Raw genomic sequence first — 21,305 nt, 5'->3', positions numbered from 1 at the left:
CCTATACTTTAAGCAGATTCTAGTTTCGTGCTTAAAGTGTAAGCATGAAACCTGCTACCCTCTGCGGAGTACACCCTAATTAGCCAGCAATCCACATGGCACGCCACTTGCATATAAATCTACCAAAGGCCAGTCCTTCTCTGGCTCTTCGGAGGATTTATGAAAACAAAGCTAGCGTTCCTTGGTATTGCTCTCAGTTCCACATTGGTTGCTTCTGGTTTTTCTGAAACCTCTGAAGATATATCTTACCTTATTGATAGTTACGATAAATCGACTCTCACTGAGATTTCCAATGAACTAGTCAAAATGGCTTCTAATGAAGAGGCAATGGGTGAGTTTGAACTGGCAAGTGTGCACTACAAAAGAGCACTTAAGATCCGAGAGTCGATAGGATTAAGAAATCATAAAAGTTATGCCTCCATTCTTTATTTAAGCTCAGGAGCTGAGTTCCAAGCAGGAAAGAGTTGCGATGCCGCGTTCTCTGCAAAAGTTGCCAGCGAAGAGTTTGAAAAACATGGTCTTGTGAAATACCGAGATAAGGCGATGGAAGATTACCTTGCATACGGCAAAGTTTGTTCCTTGGTTGCTCTAAATTGAGTTTTGATTCTTTTCTAGAGATGGTTACCCTCTTTTGATTCTTTGTTTGAGTCAACCAACCTCTCGTATTCATATACGTGAGGTTGGAATTCTTTTTTTCCATACTTACTGCGAACAGCCATAAATACCTGGTCATCCCGATAGGCTCTGGGCAAATCCCAAACCATTCCAAATTCAAACTCTTTAAAATTTGATTCGTATTGAAGAGGGATCAGGGACCTCTCCTTTTCTGAATAATGGTAAAGTAATTTTGATCGGTAGGAATAAAATCTGCCTTGTTCCTTGGCGCAGAAGGTAATGGATTTCGGAGGTAAGTAGCCACGTCTTTTAGCACTTGTCAATTGGCAGGAATACTCTCTTCGTTCCTGGTATTCCAATAAAACCCAAGGTCCGTACATTTTGTACAAACCTATCCCTTCGGAAACAGTTATTTTTGTTTTATTTTTCTCTGATTTAAAACTTCTGTACATCTTTTTGAATGTGGAGGGGGTATTGAGTTCGATCCATTCTTCTTCAATGAGTTCTACATTAGGATTTCCCATAGGAGATTTCATTTGAAATGGTCGATTGAAAATGGCCAAAGGCAGATTGGGCATTTGAGAATTTGTATACTCTGATTCCGTGGGAAGCCTTCGTATCCATTCTAAACGATCTCTGCATTCCAAAGGAATGCAGAAAATGAGGAGAAGAAGACCTTGTTTAAAATTGGAAGTAGATAAAATCTTGCCCACCGTCGCCAAATATTCCCAACAACAAGAAGAGGATCACAGATAGGAATGGCAATAGATAGTTTTGGTAGGGTTTACACTTCTCATACATCCAATCGGAGTATTGCAACCAATTGAAAAACAATCCCAGAAGGATGAGCAAGGGAAGTTCATCGGAACGATCAAGAGTGTCTCCCGAGTCGCGAAATGTCAAAATGCCTTTGAATACGGCCCAGACTGTGGGCATAGCCTCATCACCGCGTGCAGCCGAGCGAAAGAAAATCCCAGAAAATGAAAATGTGAAGTAGACAAATAAAAACCGAATCCACCAAACACCAGGTAGGCTATCAGGAAGTATTTTTTTCTTGCCTCTGAATAGGTAAATCGATCTCTCTATCCAAAGAAAAGCGCCCAGATAAGCTCCCCAACCCACAAAAGCCCAATTGGCTCCATGCCAGAGCCCACCCAAACACATAGTGATGAACATATTTAAATTTGACCTAAAGACCGACCCTTGGTTCCCCCCAAGTGGTATGTACAAATAATCTCTTAGCCAGGAGGAAAGTGTGATATGCCAACGGCTCCAAAGATCTCTATAACTTTGTGCAAGGAAAGGGCCCTTAAAATTTTCAGGAATTTCGTAACCGAGTAAATTAGCAGATCCCCTTGCAATGTCCGTGTAGCCTGAAAAATCGCAATACACTTGTGTTGCGAAGGCCATAGTGGAAAAGAAAAGAGAGAAACTATCATATTTGTCCGGTTCTAGATAGATAGGAGCGATGATGGGAGCTATATTTTCAGCAATGACGACTTTTTTGAATAATCCACCTAGAATGAGGAAGAGACCTTTCTTCATTCTATCATCATCTATTTCAGGATGGTCGATTTGTGGGATAAAGTTATCCGACCGCATGATTGGTCCAGCGATCAATTGAGGGAAAAAGAGAATGAACAAAAAGTAATCTTGGAACTTAACTCTTTCCTTTAAAATACCTCTATCTATATCTATTTGGATCGCAATGATCTGGAAGGTATAAAAACTGATCGCAAGAGGTAAAAAGATATTCCAGGATTGTGCAAATGATTTTATAGATTCATCACCAAACAAAGAATACAATGTACCAGTTACAAAATAAAAATATTTAAAAAAACCTAGGTTGATTACGTTAAGGAGTACGATCCCAACAATCACCCAGCGGTTTGATTTTCCTAATTGTTTTCTCTTAAAAATCCATTCGCTAAAGCCGTAGTTGATTAAAATGACGGCTAAAAAATGGAATAGAAATGGAAAGCTAAAGTACGCATAAAATAAGATTGAAGATGTGATCAGTATCGATTTGCGAAACTTTTGCTCAACATTCCAATATAGAATGTATGTAAGTAGAAAAAGAATAAAATAAGGAATAGAGTTAAATAACATGCAGTCCTTTTAGTTTAAATATCCCAAAGGTAAAAGAATCGAGCGCTTGATTTTGGACTGATCCATCCCTCGATGCTCGTCAAAGTGCTTGGGTTGTTGTTGGGCTCGTTTGCCATATACACATTTTCTAAACGAGTCGATCCTCTTTGGTAGATGATGATCCTAGGGCTGTCTGTTCTGTCACCCTGGTATTTAGGGTGCAAAGTCATTTGGAGGACAAAGTCATCAAAGTATCCTATGGCATCAACCATACCTTCTTTTTTGGCTTGTTCTGCGGTAAAAATACGGCCATCACAAATCTCTTTCAAACGGGATTCAGGAACATTTGGTCTACCTTTCTTAACCACTTTGAAAAAACGATCGAAGAGGTTGTCCACAATCGATTGAAGGATACGTTTTTGTTCGGGGCTTGTTTCTATGAGGGGAGAACCAAGTGCCTTGTTTGGCCCAGATGTATAGGATTGGTCTTTGATTCCAAGTTTGTCCAAACCTTCTTTGACATTCACATTTTGCATGATAACACCCACAGAACCAGTGACTGTTGTCGGGTGTGCTCCTAGGAAGTCCGTCGCCATTGCAATGTAATAGGCCCCACTGGCAGCTGTATCCATAAAGATAGAAAAAACGGGAATGCCTGTCTTTTTACGGAATCTGTCAATCTCTTCATAGATGATGTCGCTTGCGGTAACCGTCCCACCAGGTGAGTTGATTTTTAAGATGATTCCTTTGATTTGTTTGTCCCGTTCCGCAAATTTGAGAGACTCTTTGACGGTGGCTACAAGAGATTCGCGCCCACCTCCGAAGAGAGTCGCTTCCCTGGACTCATCGCTGATCACCCCTTCGATTGGGATCAACAGGATCTTATCTTTTCCTTTGCCTGAAATGAGTTTTTCTTCAAAATTCGGCTTGGATGCTCCGAAGGCTCCCGGGCCGATGATGCAATTTTGCAGTTGAGAGGAGAGGAAAAGGAATGCGAGCGAGATTAAAAAGTGCTTCCGTAAAGACATAGAACCTTTTTAAGATTGGAAAGATTGGGTTCAATCATTTTTGGGGGTTTGGATTGTACGAACTAAAGCACGCAGGTGCCACCTTTACTTTACAATTAAAGAATGGTGGGCAGTGGATTGGATTGGAGCTTGTCTCTCCACTTGAAAATCGTCCCATCTCAGTCCTTTCCGGACACAAAGAAAATGATCCTTTCTTCGCTTCTGGCTCCTTTTTGATGTTTCCTTGGGTGAATCGATTGGATCCAAATCCTTGGGCCAGGGAACCATTTTTTCCCAGCACACAATGGTTAACTGACGGGAATGGTTTGTCATTGCATGGCTTGTACCATAGTTTGCCTCGTACTATTCTTTCAGAAACCGGTGATACAAATTCTCGTTCTTTGAGCCTGGGCTTTGAAATTCCTGAGGAATGGAAGGGAACTGCTTTGGGCAAACAAGTAGTTGTGGAAACCTACCACCTTAACCAACACGCTTTAGGCATAGAATATAGCATTCGGAATGATAGTGATTCTGAGTTTCTGTTTTCTTTAGGCATCCATCCTTACTTTTCTTTTGGACAAGACTCGACAGTTGACGACTTATATCTCTTTGGTTCTGGCTTCCAAGAAGTTAAGTTAGGTGATTATCTGATTCCGGAGCGGATTGTGCCTGAGCCGATTCGATTTGTGGGAGAAACAAAATTAGAAGGAAAAAATTTTGACCATCTCTATAAGTCGGTGAATCCACCACAAGACGAAGTTTACTTCGGATTTTTCTCTGTCAATCGCCGTGAACGGGTATTGGTGATTGGTGGGAAGTACTACCAAATCTACATTCCACCAGATCGAAAGTCTATTGCCATTGAACCAATGACAGCAACAGGAAACTTTTTACACTTTGAACGGGATGCCATCATTGCAATACAACCTGGTGAAGAGAAAAAAATTACATTTTTGATACGAATTGAAACTTTTTGAAAATCTTGCTTGCTCTCATTCGTCTAAACTGCGAGGTTCGCAACGAAATGACTGAAAAGATAATACAATCCTGCAAAAGTTTAAGCAAAAATCTTTTGGAGATCAAATACTTTGCAGAAAAGAAAAACACCAGCCGAACTTCTGTTTATCGAGCTTTGAGTGACAAGAAGTTAAATGAAGTGAAGATTGGGAAAAATTCTCGCTTCATTATCCTTGATGATGAAGCGAAGAAGTGGAAACCTGGTCGCCAGTAAGCAGGGCATTTACATCCGCTAGGCTTAGGTCTGGCAAATATCCAAAATCCAGGTGAAGTGTTTCAATCCTTTGTCTGTTTTGAGTGGATTCGATTTCGAAGATTTGATTTGGGATTTGTCTGCTGAATGGCAAATCATCCAAACCCTCCAAGCCCCAAAACGTTAGTAGATAGTTGTCGTTGTGATTTTGTAGGCTCCGTCCTAGAAAAACATAATGAGATCTACCGTAATTTCCATTGGAGAAGATTTCTTTTGCCCGAACATAGCAATCCGCCATACGCGGGTAAGGTGGCTTAAATTTCCTTACTCTCCAAAGAGATTGGATAGAACGTAGTTCATACACTCGGAAGAAACAATCTATCTTTCCGAGCGGTCTTTGTATGATCTGGGATCGCTTAGGTTGGGAAATGTCTAAGAAGTCCAGGCGAAGCTGGTAATAGGTGCTTTGGGCGATCCGCAGTGACCTTGGCCGGACTAGCCATGTCCATAGGCTCTGTTTCGGAAGGAGATCTTTCCCTTGGGAATCACTGTCCATGGGTAGTTTGGTTTGGAGAATCATATTGATTCTCTTCTCCCATTCCATTCGGCGCCAGAAGTTTCCCTTCGGCATATAGATGGCCAGGTCTAGGTTTGCCTTTCCCAAAGATTCCATTTGGGTTTTATATTCGAACCGAAGTCTTTGCGAAACTTTCTGCCTGATTTCGGGGAGAAGAATCTCTTCCAAAGTCTTTGTCAGCTCACTAGCTGGCATAAAGATCCTGTCTATTTTCCACCTAATCACTGTTTCTTTAAAAAAGATGGAAAAGAAATCTCTGTAGAATGAAGAAATGGACTTCGGCAAGAATTTCATCGCTGTTTGCACAAGAATCGGTCGATCTTTGGAACAGAATGACAGAAATTGCGTTTGAAAACAAAGATTTTTTATGGGGAAATGAAGCTGGGCCTGTCCGCATTCTTTCAGAATACCTTCACCCCAAGTCCGAGTTATTAAAAAAAGGCATCACAGATACTGTAGTTGTCTTTGGTTCTGCGCGGATCCCATCTCCAGAAGAGTTGAAAACCACAAAACATACCAATTTAGCATCCTTACATACGTACTACGAAGAAGCCAGAGAATTCAGTCGTTTGGTAACTGACTGGGGAAAGAGATTCCATGAAGAATTTCCAGGAAGGAGCTTACATATTTGTACGGGCGGTGGCCCAGGCATCATGGAGGCAGGAAATAGAGGTGCCATGGATGCCAATGGAAAATCAATTGCATTGAACATTGCGCTTCCCCATGAACAAAGTCCCAATCCTTATGCCAGCTTGGATCTGAGCTTTGAATTCCATTATTTTTTTATGCGGAAACTTTGGTTCATGAAATACTGTCGGGGAATGATTGCCTTTCCTGGTGGATTTGGCACCTTTGATGAGCTGTTTGAGACCCTCACTCTCGTACAAACGGGAAAAAAATCTCGTATCCCTATCATTCTCTATGGCTCAAGCTTTTGGAAAAAAGTACTGCATCTAGAAGCTTTGGCGGATTGGGGCTTGGTCTCGCCAGAGGACTTGGACCTCTTCCAAATGGTGGATAGCCCAGAGGAAGCCATCCAAGCGATGCAACAAAAGATACGTTTGGAATTGACCAAGAAGTTGGGTACAAAATCATAGCGGAAACAAAGGGAATTTTATGGCTAGAACATGTGTTGTGACAGGAAGAGGAACTACGGCTGGGAACAATGTATCCCACTCTCATAAAAAAAATCGTAGAATTTGGAAGGTCAATGTCGTTACCAAAAAAATCTTCCTGGAAGATGAGAACCGTTGGGTTCGAGTAAAGATCTCTACGCGGGCATTGAGAACTCTCAGAAAAAAAGGCCTAAAAGTAGCCATAAAAGACCATGGTGGTGACATTACAGCCATTGCTCCTAAGAAGTATGTGGGAGTAAAACCAACTAGCCCAAAGGCATAAGCTCTCGTCAGATTGGGCTTTTATGAAAAGGTCCAAAGCTAAGCCCGAAACTGCTCTACAAATCTATCGTAAGTTAGAAGAGCAGTTTGGGGAAGTCGAAACCCCCTTACATTTCACACAAGACCATGAACTCGCGATCGCTGTCATCCTCTCCGCCCAGTGTACGGATGAACGAGTGAACCAAGTCACTCCTAAATTATTCCAAACCTTCCCGAACCTAGAAGATTTTGCCAAAGCCAAAACCAAGGACATTGAAGCTTTGATCTTCTCAACTGGTTTCTACCACAATAAGGCAAAGCATATCAAAAACTTTGCCAAAATGCTCATTGAAGAATTTGGAGGGAAGATTCCGAATCGTTTGGAAGATGCGATCAAACTTCCAGGCTTTGGCCGAAAGACTGCCAATGTTGTTCTGAACGAATTGTACGGAGTAAACGAAGGATTTGTCGTGGACACACATGTGAAACGATTGACCAATCGACTCGGACTAACAAAAAACACGGATCCTGTGAAGATTGAGAAAGATATTATGAAATTACTTCCTCCTAATCTTTACCGAAACTTTTCTCTGTACCTGATATTTCTCGGTCGTAAGAATTGCCAAGCCCGCCGAACTGAATGTTCGACTTGCGTGTTGGCTGAACTTTGTCCGTCATATTCTCCGACTTAGCTGGCAAACTTGATTCTGTAACACTTGTATCGTAAGGAATCCAAGACCGATTTCTATCGGTAAGGTTGATTGAGACGATAGATTCGTGGATTGCGATCAGGTCTCGCTTTCGAAATGTTAGATCCAAAACACCAATTTTTCCAAAATCCATAGGACAATGGATGTGGTGAACATTTCCAAAAAATTGAAATCTAGCACCATGTTTTGCTTCGGTGATTAAAAAAACGGGCAAAGTGTTCGTTTTGTGTTCTGGAAGTTTTGCAGGAGGTAGTTTCGTTTCCCCTAAATCAAAATAAACAAGAGCGTCGAGGTCATCCCAAGGCAATTGAACCCAATCAGTTTTTTTCGCTTCTCCTAGACCTATCTTTACATGTCCTAACTGAAACAGGTTGCCTTTTTTCTCTTCGAATCCATCATAGGGAAAGTTTTTGAGATGAGGATCATTCGGAGACAGAAAGGGAAACAAAAAGTACACTCTGCCCATCTTTTTCTCAAATTCTTGTTTTTCTCTTTGGACATGATAGATTAGGGCTGCAAAGCCACCTCTTCCTTCCTTGTCCATGGCAGTGATTGCATTTTTTCCGCAATGGTAGTAAAAGCGGATGGGTCGGTCTTCAAAACTGGGATGACCGAGGAGAGTTTGCGAAAAAACTGCAAAAAAAGAGAGGATAATTCGGAGATGCATCTTCATTCTAGCAGGTTCCAATAAGAAGAACGGTAGATTTGAAAGATTCATGAACCAATTTTTACCTGCCTCTGTCTAAACCAGCAGAGGAAGTCCCCAGATGAAATTCATCCACAACCTCGTTTTATACGGAAAAATGATCAAATTCTCTCATACACTCTTTGCTCTACCCTTTGCCGCTATTTCTTTCGTACTTGCCTACTTAGAATCGCCGCTTGAAATGAATGAGCTTATGAGGATCGGTTTTCTCTGTCTGGTCTGTATGGTCAGTGCCAGGAGTGCCGCCATGGGATTCAATCGTTATGTGGATGCCGAAATCGATGAAAAAAATCCCAGAACAGAGAATAGAGAGATTCCCGCCGGGAGGATTTCAAAGATTTCTGCCTTGTTGTTCATAGGCTTGTCCTCTTTTATCTTCATCATTTCGAGTTTTTTTGTCAATAAGCTAGCATTCCTACTTTCATTTCCCGCACTCTTTGTCTTATTTCTCTACTCGCTCACAAAACGATTCACATTGTTTTGTCATATTGTTTTAGGTTTTGCTTTGGCCTTAGCGCCTCTTGGGGCATGGATCGCCATCACTGAGTCTATCTCCCTCATTCCCATTAGTTTTTCTTTGGGTCTACTCTTCCACATAGCGGCCTTTGATGTGTTGTATGCCATCCAAGACATGGACTTTGATCGAAAAGAAGATTTACATTCTATACCAGCAAAGTTAGGTGAAACACCATCACGTTTGGTTGCGATGGGTATGCATATAATTTCCATTCTTGTGTTTGGATTTGCTGGTTATGTTTCCGATTTAGGGATGTTGTACTTCCTACTCTTGGGTTTAATCGCACTTCTCATTTTTTATGAACACAAACTTTCCTGGGCGCATGAAACAAAGGAACTTCCCATCCAATTCTACCAGATCAACTCATACATTTCTGTAGTTCTTTTGTTCGCTATCGTAATGGACAAATGGTCCGAATTGATGGTCAAGATTGTATCGGGAATCTCATTCTAATGAGATTGGTTGTGGGACTTGCTGGTGCGAGTGGTAGTATCTATGCAGCGAGGTTTATCAGAGCGCTGTCCTATTTAGAAGGCGAAACCTTTCTGATTGTAAGTCCACCTTCACTTCGTATATTTTCAGAAGAATATGAAACTCAAGTCAAAACGCCAGAGGATATCTTAGCCTTTCTTAGAGAAAGGTATGGATTAGGTGATGTGCACTCCTTCAAAATCAGAAACTTTCATGACATCGGTGCCGACATCGCCAGTGGTTCCAATGCATGGGATGCGATGGTCGTTGTGCCTTGTAGTATGAAGTCTGTAGCCTCTATACATGCAGGGTTTACAGAAAACCTCATAGAAAGAGCAGCCGATGTAAGCCTAAAAGAAAGAAGACGCTTGGTTCTTGTTCCAAGAGAAACACCATACAACCGTATCCACCTCCGAAATATGTTGGCTCTGGATGAAGCTGGAGCCATCATCTTACCTGCATCACCTGGATTCTACCAGATGCCAAAAACTTTAGAAGACCTAGGAGATTTTATCGCCGGAAGGATCCTGGGTCTACTTGGCATAGAGCACCAACTTTTCCCTAAATGGGAGGGTTAAAGTTTCTAAAGTAAGCAAAAGGCTTTCCATTTTCACCTAAACATACGTAGGTGATCTCACTTTCAATCACCTCTGAAATTTTTTGAGTTTGTGGGTTATTGGTTACGGCTAAAGTTTTGCTAGTTACGGAAGATTTTCCATACTTCATGATTTTGCCATAGATTTGTATGATATCTCCGGCTCTCGCTGGTGATCTAAAAACAACATTGTCCATGGAAATTGTGACTATATTTGTATAGCGGATTTTTGTCATAACAAACATTGCCATCCCTTCATCGATCCAAGACAGCATCTTCCCACCGAAAAGATTGTTGTGGTAGTTGAGATCGTCTGGTTGCACCAAATGTTGGGTCACGAGTTCCATATCCGAAAGTTTGTTTCGTGTTGATTCTGACATAGATACATAAAATTTTCTTTTCGTTTTCTTCGATACAAAAAACCTTTGATAAAAGCTTTCGGAACATGTATTCATATTCACATCGGAATATCCTAGACACACTGCAATTTTCAAAGGAAGATCTTGATTTTCTTATCAAAAAATCAAAGAAGATGCATTCTTTGCAGGAGTCCGGGGATGCATTTGGTATTCTCAAAGGCAAACTTCTCGCATCGCTTTTTTTTGAAGCTAGCACTAGGACTAGGCTATCTTTTGAAACCGCCATGGAACGGTTAGGTGGCCGCCTCGTTTCTACGGTCGGGTTTCAATTTTCTTCCATTTCCAAAGGTGAGACATTATACGACACCATGAAGATGATCGAAGGCTATGCTGATATCGCTGTTATCCGCCACCCAGTGGAAGGAAGCTCTCGGATTGCTGCTGGTGCGGTCAGCATACCTGTGATCAACGCGGGTGATGGAGCAGGGCAACACCCAACACAGGCGCTCCTGGATTTATACACTATTATTTCTGAAAAAGGAACCCTAGACGGGCTGTCCATTGCCTTTATTGGTGATCTAAAATACGGAAGGACGATTCATTCACTCATCAATCTGTTACGTCATTATTCTGTGCATTTATACCTAATTTCGCCAGAAGAGTTGAGGCTCCCTGATACCTACAAAAAGTATTTAAGTGGCTTCCCTATGACCTGGGAGGAGACAACAGATATCAAAGCTGTTTGGGACTCAGATGTTGCATATGTTACACGCATACAAGAAGAAAGATTTGCTGACCATAGAGAGTATGAACGATTAAAAGATATTTATAAAGTAAACAAGGAGCTTGTATTAGCTTCTAAAAAACAAACTACGATTTTACATCCTCTCCCAAGGGTGAACGAACTTTCAACCGATGTGGATGATCTACCGAACGCAGCGTACTTTCGACAGGCAAAGTATGGTGTTGTCGTACGGATGGCTCTACTTTGTTTGAGTTTGGGAGTCGATTTCTAGATCTTTATGGGGAAAAAAATATGGACCCTAAGGGAAGCGAAAGAAGTTCTACCGACCATTATTGAAATCACTTCTGAATATTACGAAAAATGTTCTGTGCTGGCTAAAGAATTGAGAGCCTCTATTTATCCAGAGAATGTTATGGAAACAAAAGAAGCAGAGATTGCAGACTTGGTGCAATCCTGGTCGGGGCAGATGTTAGCATTGGGCTTAGACGTGAAAGGTCTCTGGTTGGTGGACTTTGATCATGGGAAGGGCTATTATTGTTGGACTTGGGGCGAAGATGATGTCATGTATGAACATGGATACAATGACGGCTTCCGCTCCAGAAAATTAATCGAAAAACCTAGTGAGGACTCAGATGACGGGAATCAATGAAAACTATTTAAAATTGAAAGCAGGGTATCTATTCCCTGAAATCGGACGACGTGTTAAAGCCTATGCGGAGAGCAATCCCCAAGCGAAGATCATCAGACTTGGCATTGGAGACGTAACTTTGCCTTTAGCACCTAGCATAGTAAATGCGATGGTGGAGGCCGCCAAAGAAATGGGCAATCCACAAGGATTCCACGGCTATGGCCCAGAGCAAGGTTACAGTTTTTTAATCCAAAAGATCATTGAACACGATTACACAAAACGAGGTGTAAAGATTGATGAAGACGAAGTTTTTGTTTCCGACGGATCAAAGTGTGATTGTGGCAATATCCAAGAAATTTTTGCCTTGGATGCAAAGATTGCGGTGGTAGATCCCGTCTATCCAGTGTATGTTGATACAAATGTGATGGCTGGGAGAACCGGTGAAGCAGATGCCAATGGTAGATACCAGAATATAGTATATATGCCCGCCACAGAAGCCAATCAATTTGAACCAGAGTTTCCAAAAGAAAAGGCAGACATCATCTATCTCTGCTATCCCAACAACCCCACTGGTATGGTTGCTTCCAAAGCCCGCCTAACAGAGTGGGTCGAGTTTGCCAAAAAAAATGGAAGTATCATTCTATTTGATTCTGCCTATGAATCCTTCATCCAAGACCCTAACATCCCAAAATCTATCTTTGAGATTCCTGGTGCTAAAGAAGTGGCTATGGAATTCCGCTCCTTTTCCAAAACAGCGGGGTTTACAGGAACACGTTGTGCCTATCTTGTCATCCCGAAAGAACTGAAAGGAAAGACGAAGGCTGGAGAATCTGTGAGTTTCAATTCTCTTTGGTCGAGACGCCATAGTACAAAATTCAATGGGGTCTCTTACATCACACAAAAGGGAGCTGAGGCAGTCTTTTCTCCCCAAGGCCAAATGGAAATCAAAGAGCAGATTGCCTACTATATGGAGAACGCACGTCTCATCCGAGAGGGATTGGGCAAAGCGGGGTATACTGTATTTGGAGGGACCAACGCTCCGTATATCTGGTTGAAGACAGCAAAGGGAATGAAGTCCTGGGAGTTTTTCGACCATCTGCTCCAATCCGCTCAGGTGGTGGGTACTCCAGGTTCGGGGTTCGGACCCGCCGGGGAAGGGTATTTCCGCCTTTCCGCCTTTGGAAAGCGAGAGGATGTGATTTCTGCCTTGGAACGCATACAAAAATTGTAAAAAGTAGGAAAGGTTTTCCCTAGCTCTCCGATATATATTCTAAGGTAGAGCTATGGGAAAATGGAAAATCATCCTCTTTGCGGCGCTTGCGAGTGTTCACATCTCACATTTGAGTGCCGTTTCCCCCGAACAAACGAATTTGGGGATTTTAATCTTTGAAAACAAAGAAAACATCAGTTTCATCAATGTTTGTTTGAGCAATCTGGCTCCTCCTCAAGAAGAGGCTCCATCTGCCCAACCAACAGCCACTCCTAGTGCCGATACAGGTAAAAAAAATCTAGACCACGATTACTTTAAGCTCTTAAAGGAAGCGAACCAATCCGACTTCTCAGGGAATATGTGGTATCTCCAAAGCAATTACACTTATGCTTTCCGTCAGTTGAGAAGAGCTCAAGGCGAATTGAAAAACATCTTTGAAGTTGTGATCCAAAAATACATTGAAGATGCTCGTTCCTTGCTAGAATCAGCGGCTCCTACCATCATTCGTTCCAATGATAGCCAATCAAAAGCATTGCTCAGATTGGGTTTCCGTGACCTAAGGTCAGCCGAAGATTTATATACAACTGGATTGAACTCCAGTCCTCACCAATATCGTTACAAATTGAAACTCTACCAAGAGGGGATATTGACTCTTAGACGTGCAAAACGATTTGCAATCCTTGCGATGATCTACAGTAAAACTCCGGATGAAGACAAACCTGAATACCAATACCGATCTAACGAAGATTTGAAAGAAGCTCGTGAAGAGGAAAAACAAAGAAACTATGAAAAAGTGAGGAACACCCTCATCAACTTCATAGAAAACAAACGTATGGAACGAACCGTACAGCCTCCGGGAAATCCAGACGCGAAACCACTGGATTTGTTAGAGCAACACGATGATAATTATGGATTTATCACAGCGAAACGTTTGGATCTATTGTTGGAAGCGAATGCTCTCATCAAAGAGACAGAAGGTGCTAAAAGAGAATCGGTCCCGCAAGTCCCCGTGATCGACGAACAAGGAAAAGTTTCGTATCCAGAAGCTCAGAAGAAATAAATGAAACCCATAGTGTATCTCCTAATTTTCTGCCTCTCTCTCTCGGTTTTGGCAAAGTCTACCATGTCTTACCGAGAAAGGAAAAAACATTTCGACCAAAGGATACAGCTCATCTTCGATGTGCGGGAAACCCTTTCCATTCCTGAAGAAGAAACAAAAAATCCTCTGCACCAAGTGAAGTTGAATGTAGAGGAGGCCTATCGAGCAGGAGCAAAGGCAGAGATGGAAAAAAACCTAAGCCTTGCCGAGGGAGAAATTGCTTTCGTTGGCCGAAAACTCTGCCTCCAAGTGGAAGAGATTGCTTCTGACATCTACGGTAAGGCTCAATCTGCTTTTTACCAAACAGAAAGCCAAGAGAAACAATCCGCCAAAAAAATGGAGTGGGAAACCAAAGAGAAAGTAAATCGTTATTTGGGTATGGCAAAATTAGAAAAAGACCATGCCAAAGAATTTTTCATTTCTGGGAATTACCATCTTTCTTTACATACATACAAACGATCCATTCTTTACTCCTTACTTTCGCTACGCGCCCAAGGATTGGAAAGCCCCTCAGGTTATGAGGCTGCACATGCAGCATGGGCTGAACCTGTTTGGCAAACAGGCAAACAACAAAAATCAGGAACCATTCAGACCAATTAAAATTATCATTTTCACCTTAGAGTTTTTTTGCAAAATGACCCGAAGGTGAAAATCGAGACTCTCTACAAACAGTTCTTACTCACAAAGGCAAGTCACCTTCCGGTACTCGGTGCCTCTGGAGATCTCATAGGACTTCTCTCCAAAGAAAAGGTTCTAAGAGAACTTGCGGATTTGGGAGAGGAAAAAGAGACCTATGATTCCATCCCTAGCTCGCTCTTAGATACCGAACTACAGGAATCTTTCCTTCATTTTTTCAAAGAAGCGAGCAAGATCCCGGTTCTCAATGCAAAGGGGGAGACCACCCAGACATGGGACAAACCTCGATTCCTTGCCGAATACCATAAGTTAGATGCAACATCCACCAAGAGAGATCCGAAAGTTGAACACTTAGCGGAACAGCGGGATAAAAAGAAAGAAAGCCAAAACTCTATCCATTGGTATATGGAACAAATCTTAGCAAATTTTCCCGATGGGCTATTATCAACAGATGTTCAGGGCAACACAGTCTTTTATAATGAAGCATTTGAATCGAAATTTTTGAGCCAGGACTTTTTCCAAGATTCCTTAGAAAGGGCGGAGCAGTTTCTAAAAAATCTAAACCGAGATTTATTTGCCTCTTATCTCAAAGAAAATGATCTTGATTTGCATACAACCGAACACTCTGCACCCGTGCTACAAACTGTCGTCTCAGAAATTCTTTCTTTAGTGCGAGTCATCACTCTAAAGAAAGATACAAAGGTCATCGGATTTTTGTACCACCTCTCCTTTTTAAGTACCCGTCTGAATGCGAATACATCCACAGGCAATAAATTCCCAAATTTAGAGGAGGCACTCCAAGGAAAGTTTCCCATGGAAAAGGTCTTGGAAGAAGTGGAAGCTAGGTTTATCTACGAAACTCTCAAATTGAACAAAAACAATATTTCACATTCAGCAGAAGATTTGGGAATACCGCGAACTACACTGCAAAACCGCATCAAATATCTCAAGTTAACCGATCGATTTCGAGAAGAAGAAAAATCTCCGGAAAAGAAAGTCATTCCGAGAAAGCGATCACAAGTAAAGTCAGCTCCTCCGAAGAAAGGAGCCCCAGCAAAGAAAGAAAAGAAGAAAAGCCCGGCGCCAAAAAAGAAAAAGAAAACAATCCCCAAGAAGAAAAAAATACGTTGACGTATTTCTGTCGAATTGCACATTTTCCCTACCATTTAAATATCTACAACACTCCGTAGCTCAGTCGGTCCTTCCCGTCTTAAATGGTTTCCCATTTCAAAATCAAATAAACACACACTATGTAAATCTCTATGGCATCACGCAAACAAGAAGAAGTTCAATACAACAATCCTGAAGACCAACCTGAATACTCAAACAACGGCATAATGGACCAAGAAGAAAGTTCAGAACCGCCAAAGCATTTTAAGAAGAAAAAAAATAGATACGAAGGTCCCATTCCTCCTCCACTTGATCTCGTTGAACTGAAAAAAAAGAACATCAATGAGCTAGCCGATCTAGCAAAGGGTCTAGGTGTTGAAAATACACATGGACTCAAAAAACAGAATCTCATGTTTGCACTTTTACAGGCACAGACCGAAAAAGACGGACAAGTGCACGCTGCTGGTGTCATGGAAAAGCTGCCTGACGGTTATGGTTTTTTACGTTCACCTGATTACAATTATGTGCCAGGTCCAGATGATATCTATGTTTCACCCTCTCAAATCAAACTCTTTGGTTTGCGTACGGGAGATACTGTAGAAGGATTGATCCGTCCCCCAAAGGAGGCAGAACGATTCTTTGCGATGCTACGCGTAGAGTCCATCAATGGCTACCCAGTGGAAGTAGCACAAAAGCGAAACCTCTTTGATAACCTCACACCTCTCTATCCAAATGAAAAAATCAATATGGAGTTTGACCCAAGCCATTTGGATACTCGAGTGATTGACCTAATGTGTCCTATCGGGAAAGGGCAGAGGGCCTTAATTGTGGCACCACCTCGTACAGGAAAGACAGTCCTCATGCAGTCGATTGCGAATGCCATCACGAGAAACCACCCAGAAATTTTTCTCATTGTTCTTCTGATTGATGAACGACCAGAAGAGGTAACCGACATGGCCCGCCATGTAAAAGGAGAGGTCGTTAGTTCTACCTTTGACGAACCAGCCCAAAGACACGTCCAAGTGGCCGAGATGGTCATCGAAAAAGCAAAACGCCTCGTGGAACATGGAAAAGATGTCGTGATCCTACTAGACTCCATCACAAGGCTTGCGAGAGCTTACAACCAAGTTGTTCCGACCTCCGGCAAAATCCTATCAGGAGGTGTTGACTCCAATGCACTCCATAAACCGAAGAGATTCTTTGGAGCGGCAAGGAATATTGAAGAAGGTGGTTCTTTGACCATCATAGCCACCGCTCTTATCGATACTGGTTCTAGAATGGACGAAGTTATCTTCGAGGAGTTCAAGGGAACGGGCAATATGGAGATCCATTTAGACCGAAAGTTGGCCGACAAACGAATTTTCCCAGCCATCGACATCAACCGTTCCGGCACGCGAAAGGAAGAACTTCTCCTTCCACAAGATGTCCTTACCCGAGTCTTTATCCTCCGAAAAGTACTTTCTCCTATGAGTATTACCGAAAGTATGGAATTATTAATCGAAAAGATGCGTTCTGCCAAAACAAATGATCAGTTTTTGGCGAGTATGAATACAAATTAGAGGGACCATTATGAAGGCAGACATTCATCCAAAATACGTTTCCGCAAAAATCAAATGTGCATGTGGCAATGTGATCGAAACACGTTCCTATGCTGGTGACATGAGCATCGAAATTTGCTCTAATTGCCATCCATTCTTTACTGGTAAATCGAAAGTAGTCGATACAACAGGCCGAGTGGATAAATTTAAGAAAAAATATAAAATGAAATAAGACCTTTCGGTCTACGGATTAGGTCTAATCCGAAGAGGTGATCCCAATATGGCAGTGATGGACTTCGCAAAGTATAAGGAAATCAATGACCAGCGGTTGAACTACCGTGAAATGGAGGACGCGAACGTTGTGTCCTATTACCGGAACACCGGCTGCGGTGATGGTTACAGGATTTACCTAAAGGTAAATGATACAGGACTCGTAGAGGATGCAAGCTACACCACTACAGGTTGTGGCTTTGGGATTGTGGCACTTGCCATGGCCACTGAATATGCAAAAGGCAAGTCCATGGCCGATCTTAAAGCACTTACACCTGGCACCCTAGAAACACTATTTGAATTCCCTGAGCGACGGAAAAACTACCCCCAGTCTGCGGTTGCCGCTTTACACAAGGCAGTCGAGGATTGGGAAACGGGAGGGTCTGTTCCTCCCGAAAAGAGAGTTACAAAAGCAAAAGTTCTAGAGCTTTTAAAGACACAAGGCCATTTGCGTGGAGCTGATCTATCCAGTGTTATGCTAGAGAAGGAAAACTTTGATGGAGTGGATTTCTCTGGAGCGAAAATGAACAATGCGTTTTTGCAAAATACAAGCTTTGTTGGTGCCAACTTTTCAGGTGCCAACCTAAAGGCCTCATTCTTTAACGGTGCTGATTTGACCGGAGCCAATTTCCAGGAAGCTGACTTGCGGTTTACAAAATTGGCAGGTGCTAAAATCGAGGGGGCCAATTTTAAGGATGCCTTGTATGACATCGGCACTCGAGTCGACCAAAAACAAATCGGTATTTTTGACCAAATGAAAAAAGCAGGCAAGGATCTATATCTCAATTCTGAGGGATTGGAGTGATGCAGGTTGGGGAAAAGGTAAAGATTACTAAACGTACTTTTTTACACAATGGTATCTTCATTTTTACAGGATCAATTGTAGAAATCAAAGATATGCAAGGTGAGAATGCGGTGGTCATCTACCATGACAGGGAGGGCCACCCCCATGATCTAACCTTTGCGCTCTCTGACCTAGAGCCTACCTAGAATCTGGTCTCGAATTTCTTGACACAAATTCGGATGCCATTATCTTAATGCTTAACTGGTTCATATAACCCTGAAATGCTAATACAAATCCACCAATCTGACAGCCACCTTTTGTTTTCCATCCAAAGGGACATCCTCATGGAGAATTCTAGGGAATTTTACCAAGAGTTTGAGAAAGCCTTGGAAGGAAGAACATTTGCCAAGATCAGTATGGATTTTGGTTCCGTGAAATTTTTGGATTCTTCTGGAATTGGTGCAGTGATCAAGGCTTCCTCTGCCTTACACAATAAAGGTATTGAAATTTTCGTAACCAACCTAAATAAAAATCTGAATTCAGTCTTTCGTTTGTCTGGCTTAAACCATATTCTTTCTATCCTTACCCTAGATGAATACGTCTCCAAATTTCCTGAATTCAAAAAATCTTTGGACCCTTAAAATGAAATCAATTTCACGTTTCTCTTTTTTTGCCATTGTTTATGTAACGTTTTTCTTCGGATGTGCTACTGGCACTCAGACAAAACAGCTTTTATACCATAACAATAATTTTGCGACTTATAGTGTAAAAAGAGAAAAGATCAAAACAAAGACGGAAGGTAGTTTGCCTCAGTCTTTTGTCCACCCGATCGACATCACGGAAGAAAAGATAATCGATCTTTTAGGCAATTTGAAGTATAGACGAGAGACCTCTCTTGGGGTGCTTGTAAATTATATTTTCGATGAAACCGAATTGAAAGAATTTGCTTCTGATTTACGCGATGCTTTGGGGCGTATCAAGCCGGATGAAGCATTGTTGGTTATATCAAAATATAATTCTGTAAAGTCGGTGGTTTCACACTATTCCAGAACGAGTTTCTATGTTTTTTCAACTGAGAAAAATGTGGAGATCGTGTTTGGCGAAGTACAAAAAGAAATCGAATTTGATGAAGAGGGGAACTACTTCGATTGGTCTCGTATTCCGGAGATTTCTTTTGAAAACGTTGCTCTAAACTATCAGTTATTACCATCTTCCGATTTTGAATTTCGTAAGGTAAATGGTTTTAGCAACAAACGATGGGTTGTATTTTCTAAATCTTCTTTGAACCAGATCAAACTTGAGAAACGGAAAAAACAAGGCAAAGAATTAACGAGAATGGTTGATAAGGACATAAAGTCGGATTCAAAAGAAGATGACGATGCCATCATACAAGACTAACGTTGCATACGTTCTGTCTGAATGCTACCATCTTGTCCTAACTGCAAGCTTGTTTTTCCTATCATTGAATTGAAAGGGCTTCTGTAGATTTTTCCTACTCCAAAACTAATTTCAACTCCGGGAAACATTTCTCTTTGGATTTCTACGTAAGCCGCCTTGTTAGGTTCGAAGGAACCAAGTGCAGTATCAAATTGTTTTTGTAAGGTTTCCAGTAAGGTACTATACTTTTCATTGGCTTCCTTTAGCTTTAAGAGCATATCCTTTTCATCTTCTTTTAGCTCTTTTTTTTGGGATTGTTCTACCAGTTTTTGTATAGTTAGTTGGACTTTTTTTAGAGTGGAACCTTTTTCATTGATCTCTAATTTCATTCGGTTCAACTCCTCCAATAATTCTGGCGGAGTTCCAATGGCTAATTTTGTTTTTGTCTCCACAACGGCACCTAATTTTTGACAGACGATGGAATTGGCGGCGATGATTGTTCCCCCAATGAGTTCACCTCTACCACCGGAGGCTTGGATCATATCTTTGGCTGACAATTCAGAATGCATGGAGGCTTCTTCAATAAATATACTGCCTCCAGCGCTGATTTTACCTTGTTCTACAAATTTAACATATACATTGCTATCCGATTCGAGGAATCCTTCTCCTCTTCCCATAAAGCCGCCTGAAATGACGATATCCCCTTTAGCTTTGAGAAAAGCTTTACCTACGGATTGGTTAACTATGATACTGCCGTTCGTATTTAGGGAGAAACCATCACCTATTTTTTGTTCTACGATGATTGTTCCAGGGAAATCAACATTCCCTGTTGAATAATCGACCGCCTCTAAATTGATCACTTCATCTACTCGGATCTCACCCGATTTATCTAGGACAGGGCGGCCTGCAATTTTCGAAAATAATTTGCCATCTTTCTCTTCTACATTGTTTCCGATGATCCATGAAACTGACTTAGGGTGTGGTGGTTCTAAACTTTCTGATTTGACTGTACGGCCTGGACTTCCTTGTTTCGGCGGAATGATTTCCGCAAGAAGCGTATTTTCTTTCACGGATTGGATCATTGCTATATTTTTATAGTCTATTCGGCCATGTTCATCCTCTTCTAAATTTGGCTTGTTCTCAGACCTAAAATATAATTTGATTTCGCCATCTCGGCCTAGGACAGGAGGAAGACCTTTTGCAAACTCGATGGGACTATGAAAAATAGGTTCACGGATCAGGGACTGAAGAACCGAATCTATAATGCCAACACTGATCCCTTGGCTTGCGATGGTTTCTCGTAGCTTATGTTCAGTCATGAGCTCACCACCATGTTTCGGGGGATAGAGGATCAGCTTTGCTGACATAGAGTCTTCTGATATATGGATGTCAATATAGGAATCTTCAGGTTGCCCCTTTGACCAATGGCCTATTTCAGTTTCCCTTCCATCTGCAAGAAGGATCAATTTTTTGATCTGCTCGGTATCGTAATCTTCCACACCGAATAGTTTGATCCGAGAAATTACATCTTTTAGGTCTACGCGTTTGCCTTTTGCGCCACCTTTGGTAACTCTCAAATATGCTTTCCCAACTTTATTTTCGATTTGAAAGAATCCGTTTTCATTGGCTTCTAATTCTTGTAAAATCTTATCGGTGTAGGAATCTGGACTGGGCATA

At 41.7% G+C, this 21,305-nt stretch carries 25 protein-coding genes; 19 read left to right on the top strand and 6 right to left on the bottom strand.

Annotated features, from left to right (window positions below):
- The first annotated feature begins 159 nt into the window (after positions 1–159).
- Complete coding sequence (locus DI060_RS06775; RefSeq protein ID WP_108975034.1) at positions 160–597, top strand: hypothetical protein; 438 nt, start codon at positions 160–162, stop codon at positions 595–597.
- A 14-nt stretch (positions 598–611) separates the two neighbouring features.
- Here the strand turns inward: DI060_RS06775 and DI060_RS06770 are convergent, their stop codons facing one another.
- From DI060_RS06770 to sppA, 3 genes are read right to left on the bottom strand one after another with little or no spacing between them, the layout of a single operon-like run.
- Complete coding sequence (locus tag DI060_RS06770; protein WP_108975032.1) at positions 612–1,328, bottom strand: hypothetical protein; 717 nt, start codon at positions 1,326–1,328, stop codon at positions 612–614.
- Positions 1,297–2,724, bottom strand: coding sequence for an MBOAT family O-acyltransferase (locus DI060_RS06765; RefSeq protein ID WP_108975030.1), 1,428 nt, complete (start codon positions 2,722–2,724; stop codon positions 1,297–1,299). Before DI060_RS06765 ends, DI060_RS06770 begins: the two co-directional genes overlap by 32 nt.
- 14 nt (positions 2,725–2,738) lie before the next feature.
- Entirely contained in the window at positions 2,739–3,731 is a 993-nt protein-coding gene (gene sppA / locus DI060_RS06760) for a signal peptide peptidase SppA (protein ID WP_108975028.1), read from the bottom strand.
- Between the two features lie 53 nt (positions 3,732–3,784).
- On the opposite strand from sppA, the gene DI060_RS06755 reads away from it, so the two are divergent.
- Positions 3,785–4,687, top strand: a complete 903-nt coding sequence (locus DI060_RS06755; RefSeq protein WP_108975026.1) for an aldose 1-epimerase — start codon at positions 3,785–3,787, stop codon at positions 4,685–4,687.
- Between the two features lie 207 nt (positions 4,688–4,894).
- On the opposite strand, the gene DI060_RS06745 is transcribed toward DI060_RS06755, so the two are convergent.
- Complete coding sequence (locus tag DI060_RS06745; protein WP_135355008.1) at positions 4,895–5,692, bottom strand: hypothetical protein; 798 nt, start codon at positions 5,690–5,692, stop codon at positions 4,895–4,897.
- A 137-nt stretch (positions 5,693–5,829) separates the two neighbouring features.
- Here DI060_RS06745 and DI060_RS06740 point away from each other — a divergent pair, with 137 nt between their 5' ends.
- The 5 genes from DI060_RS06740 to DI060_RS06720 all read left to right on the top strand — a co-directional run bounded on the left by DI060_RS06740 (position 5,830) and on the right by DI060_RS06720 (position 9,855).
- Positions 5,830–6,594: an LOG family protein gene (locus tag DI060_RS06740; protein WP_108975022.1), complete on the top strand. Its 765-nt coding sequence runs from the start codon at positions 5,830–5,832 to the stop codon at positions 6,592–6,594.
- A 19-nt stretch (positions 6,595–6,613) separates the two neighbouring features.
- Complete coding sequence (gene rpmB / locus DI060_RS06735) at positions 6,614–6,895, top strand: 50S ribosomal protein L28 (RefSeq protein ID WP_108975020.1); 282 nt, start codon at positions 6,614–6,616, stop codon at positions 6,893–6,895.
- 22 nt (positions 6,896–6,917) lie between these two features.
- A complete protein-coding gene (gene nth / locus DI060_RS06730; RefSeq protein WP_108975018.1) occupies positions 6,918–7,565 on the top strand; it encodes an endonuclease III in 648 nt (215 codons plus the stop codon).
- Positions 7,566–8,350: 785 nt separating this feature from the next.
- The gene (locus DI060_RS06725) at positions 8,351–9,259 is read left to right on the top strand and encodes a UbiA-like polyprenyltransferase (protein ID WP_108975016.1); all 909 of its coding nucleotides are present in this window, start codon (positions 8,351–8,353) and stop codon (positions 9,257–9,259) included.
- Positions 9,259–9,855, top strand: a complete 597-nt coding sequence (locus DI060_RS06720; protein ID WP_108975014.1) for a UbiX family flavin prenyltransferase — start codon at positions 9,259–9,261, stop codon at positions 9,853–9,855. Before DI060_RS06725 ends, DI060_RS06720 begins: the two co-directional genes overlap by 1 nt.
- Here the strand turns inward: DI060_RS06720 and DI060_RS06715 are convergent.
- Complete coding sequence (locus DI060_RS06715; protein ID WP_108975698.1) at positions 9,839–10,252, bottom strand: acyl-CoA thioesterase; 414 nt, start codon at positions 10,250–10,252, stop codon at positions 9,839–9,841. The genes DI060_RS06720 and DI060_RS06715 overlap by 17 nt on opposite strands.
- Before the next feature lie 65 nt (positions 10,253–10,317).
- Here DI060_RS06715 and pyrB point away from each other — a divergent pair, with 65 nt between their 5' ends.
- From pyrB to DI060_RS06655, 12 genes are all read left to right on the top strand, one after another.
- A complete protein-coding gene (gene pyrB, locus DI060_RS06710) occupies positions 10,318–11,247 on the top strand; it encodes an aspartate carbamoyltransferase (RefSeq protein WP_108975012.1) in 930 nt (309 codons plus the stop codon).
- Between the two features lie 6 nt (positions 11,248–11,253).
- The gene (locus tag DI060_RS06705; RefSeq protein ID WP_108975010.1) at positions 11,254–11,625 is read left to right on the top strand and encodes a DUF2203 family protein; all 372 of its coding nucleotides are present in this window, start codon (positions 11,254–11,256) and stop codon (positions 11,623–11,625) included.
- Positions 11,609–12,835 carry an LL-diaminopimelate aminotransferase gene (locus tag DI060_RS06700; RefSeq protein WP_108975007.1) on the top strand — a complete coding sequence of 409 codons (1,227 nt, stop codon included), beginning with the start codon at positions 11,609–11,611 and terminating at the stop codon, positions 12,833–12,835. Before DI060_RS06705 ends, DI060_RS06700 begins: the two co-directional genes overlap by 17 nt.
- Positions 12,836–12,887: 52 nt before the next feature.
- Positions 12,888–13,874 (top strand): adhesin OmpL37 family surface protein, encoded by a 987-nt coding sequence (locus DI060_RS06695; protein ID WP_108975005.1) that lies wholly within the window; start codon positions 12,888–12,890, stop codon positions 13,872–13,874.
- The gene (locus tag DI060_RS06690; protein WP_108975003.1) at positions 13,875–14,513 is read left to right on the top strand and encodes a hypothetical protein; all 639 of its coding nucleotides are present in this window, start codon (positions 13,875–13,877) and stop codon (positions 14,511–14,513) included.
- Between the two features lie 45 nt (positions 14,514–14,558).
- Positions 14,559–15,680 carry a CBS domain-containing protein gene (locus DI060_RS06685; protein WP_108975001.1) on the top strand — a complete coding sequence of 374 codons (1,122 nt, stop codon included), beginning with the start codon at positions 14,559–14,561 and terminating at the stop codon, positions 15,678–15,680.
- Positions 15,681–15,811: 131 nt separating this feature from the next.
- The gene (gene rho, locus DI060_RS06680) at positions 15,812–17,218 is read left to right on the top strand and encodes a transcription termination factor Rho (protein WP_108974999.1); all 1,407 of its coding nucleotides are present in this window, start codon (positions 15,812–15,814) and stop codon (positions 17,216–17,218) included.
- A gap of 10 nt (positions 17,219–17,228) precedes the next feature.
- On the top strand, positions 17,229–17,429 hold the full coding sequence (gene rpmE / locus DI060_RS06675; protein ID WP_108974997.1) for a 50S ribosomal protein L31: 201 nt from the start codon (positions 17,229–17,231) through the stop codon (positions 17,427–17,429).
- Positions 17,430–17,477: 48 nt separating this feature from the next.
- Positions 17,478–18,272 (top strand): pentapeptide repeat-containing protein, encoded by a 795-nt coding sequence (locus DI060_RS06670; protein ID WP_108974995.1) that lies wholly within the window; start codon positions 17,478–17,480, stop codon positions 18,270–18,272.
- Positions 18,272–18,457: a hypothetical protein gene (locus tag DI060_RS06665; protein WP_108974993.1), complete on the top strand. Its 186-nt coding sequence runs from the start codon at positions 18,272–18,274 to the stop codon at positions 18,455–18,457. Before DI060_RS06670 ends, DI060_RS06665 begins: the two co-directional genes overlap by 1 nt.
- Positions 18,458–18,532: 75 nt before the next feature.
- The gene (locus tag DI060_RS06660; protein ID WP_108974991.1) at positions 18,533–18,892 is read left to right on the top strand and encodes an STAS domain-containing protein; all 360 of its coding nucleotides are present in this window, start codon (positions 18,533–18,535) and stop codon (positions 18,890–18,892) included.
- Between the two features lies 1 nt (position 18,893).
- A complete protein-coding gene (locus DI060_RS06655) occupies positions 18,894–19,649 on the top strand; it encodes an LA_1326/LA_4305 family lipoprotein (protein ID WP_108974989.1) in 756 nt (251 codons plus the stop codon).
- Here the strand turns inward: DI060_RS06655 and DI060_RS06650 are convergent.
- A complete protein-coding gene (locus DI060_RS06650; protein WP_108974987.1) occupies positions 19,646–21,304 on the bottom strand; it encodes a DUF342 domain-containing protein in 1,659 nt (552 codons plus the stop codon). The genes DI060_RS06655 and DI060_RS06650 overlap by 4 nt on opposite strands.
- Position 21,305: the final 1 nt, after the last annotated feature.

Source organism: Leptospira ryugenii (genome assembly GCF_003114855.1).
Taxonomy (GTDB): domain Bacteria; phylum Spirochaetota; class Leptospiria; order Leptospirales; family Leptospiraceae; genus Leptospira_A; species Leptospira_A ryugenii.
The sequence above is the reverse complement of the archived record's forward strand: the minus strand, read 5'-3'. Positions and strand labels throughout refer to the sequence as shown.

Bases quoted from the DNA above. Each gene is read 5' to 3' on its own strand.
- nth (WP_108975018.1), top strand. From the start codon at position 6,918: ATGAAAAGGTCCAAAGCTAAGCCCGAAACTGCTCTACAAATCTATCGT.
- DI060_RS06720 (WP_108975014.1), top strand. From the start codon at position 9,259: ATGAGATTGGTTGTGGGACTTGCTGGTGCGAGTGGTAGTATCTATGCA.
- DI060_RS06745 (WP_135355008.1), bottom strand. From the start codon at position 5,692: ATGCCAGCTAGTGAGCTGACAAAGACTTTGGAAGAGATTCTTCTCCCC.
- DI060_RS06775 (WP_108975034.1), top strand. From the start codon at position 160: ATGAAAACAAAGCTAGCGTTCCTTGGTATTGCTCTCAGTTCCACATTG.
- rpmE (WP_108974997.1), top strand. From the start codon at position 17,229: ATGAAGGCAGACATTCATCCAAAATACGTTTCCGCAAAAATCAAATGT.
- DI060_RS06725 (WP_108975016.1), top strand. From the start codon at position 8,351: ATGAAATTCATCCACAACCTCGTTTTATACGGAAAAATGATCAAATTC.
- DI060_RS06700 (WP_108975007.1), top strand. From the start codon at position 11,609: ATGACGGGAATCAATGAAAACTATTTAAAATTGAAAGCAGGGTATCTA.
- DI060_RS06650 (WP_108974987.1), bottom strand. From the start codon at position 21,304: ATGCCCAGTCCAGATTCCTACACCGATAAGATTTTACAAGAATTAGAA.
- DI060_RS06660 (WP_108974991.1), top strand. From the start codon at position 18,533: ATGCTAATACAAATCCACCAATCTGACAGCCACCTTTTGTTTTCCATC.
- DI060_RS06670 (WP_108974995.1), top strand. From the start codon at position 17,478: ATGGCAGTGATGGACTTCGCAAAGTATAAGGAAATCAATGACCAGCGG.
- DI060_RS06765 (WP_108975030.1), bottom strand. From the start codon at position 2,724: ATGTTATTTAACTCTATTCCTTATTTTATTCTTTTTCTACTTACATAC.
- DI060_RS06665 (WP_108974993.1), top strand. From the start codon at position 18,272: ATGCAGGTTGGGGAAAAGGTAAAGATTACTAAACGTACTTTTTTACAC.
- DI060_RS06690 (WP_108975003.1), top strand. From the start codon at position 13,875: ATGAAACCCATAGTGTATCTCCTAATTTTCTGCCTCTCTCTCTCGGTT.
- DI060_RS06740 (WP_108975022.1), top strand. From the start codon at position 5,830: ATGACAGAAATTGCGTTTGAAAACAAAGATTTTTTATGGGGAAATGAA.
- DI060_RS06705 (WP_108975010.1), top strand. From the start codon at position 11,254: ATGGGGAAAAAAATATGGACCCTAAGGGAAGCGAAAGAAGTTCTACCG.
- DI060_RS06715 (WP_108975698.1), bottom strand. From the start codon at position 10,252: ATGTCAGAATCAACACGAAACAAACTTTCGGATATGGAACTCGTGACC.
- DI060_RS06695 (WP_108975005.1), top strand. From the start codon at position 12,888: ATGGGAAAATGGAAAATCATCCTCTTTGCGGCGCTTGCGAGTGTTCAC.
- sppA (WP_108975028.1), bottom strand. From the start codon at position 3,731: ATGTCTTTACGGAAGCACTTTTTAATCTCGCTCGCATTCCTTTTCCTC.
- DI060_RS06655 (WP_108974989.1), top strand. From the start codon at position 18,894: ATGAAATCAATTTCACGTTTCTCTTTTTTTGCCATTGTTTATGTAACG.
- rho (WP_108974999.1), top strand. From the start codon at position 15,812: ATGGCATCACGCAAACAAGAAGAAGTTCAATACAACAATCCTGAAGAC.
- pyrB (WP_108975012.1), top strand. From the start codon at position 10,318: ATGTATTCATATTCACATCGGAATATCCTAGACACACTGCAATTTTCA.
- rpmB (WP_108975020.1), top strand. From the start codon at position 6,614: ATGGCTAGAACATGTGTTGTGACAGGAAGAGGAACTACGGCTGGGAAC.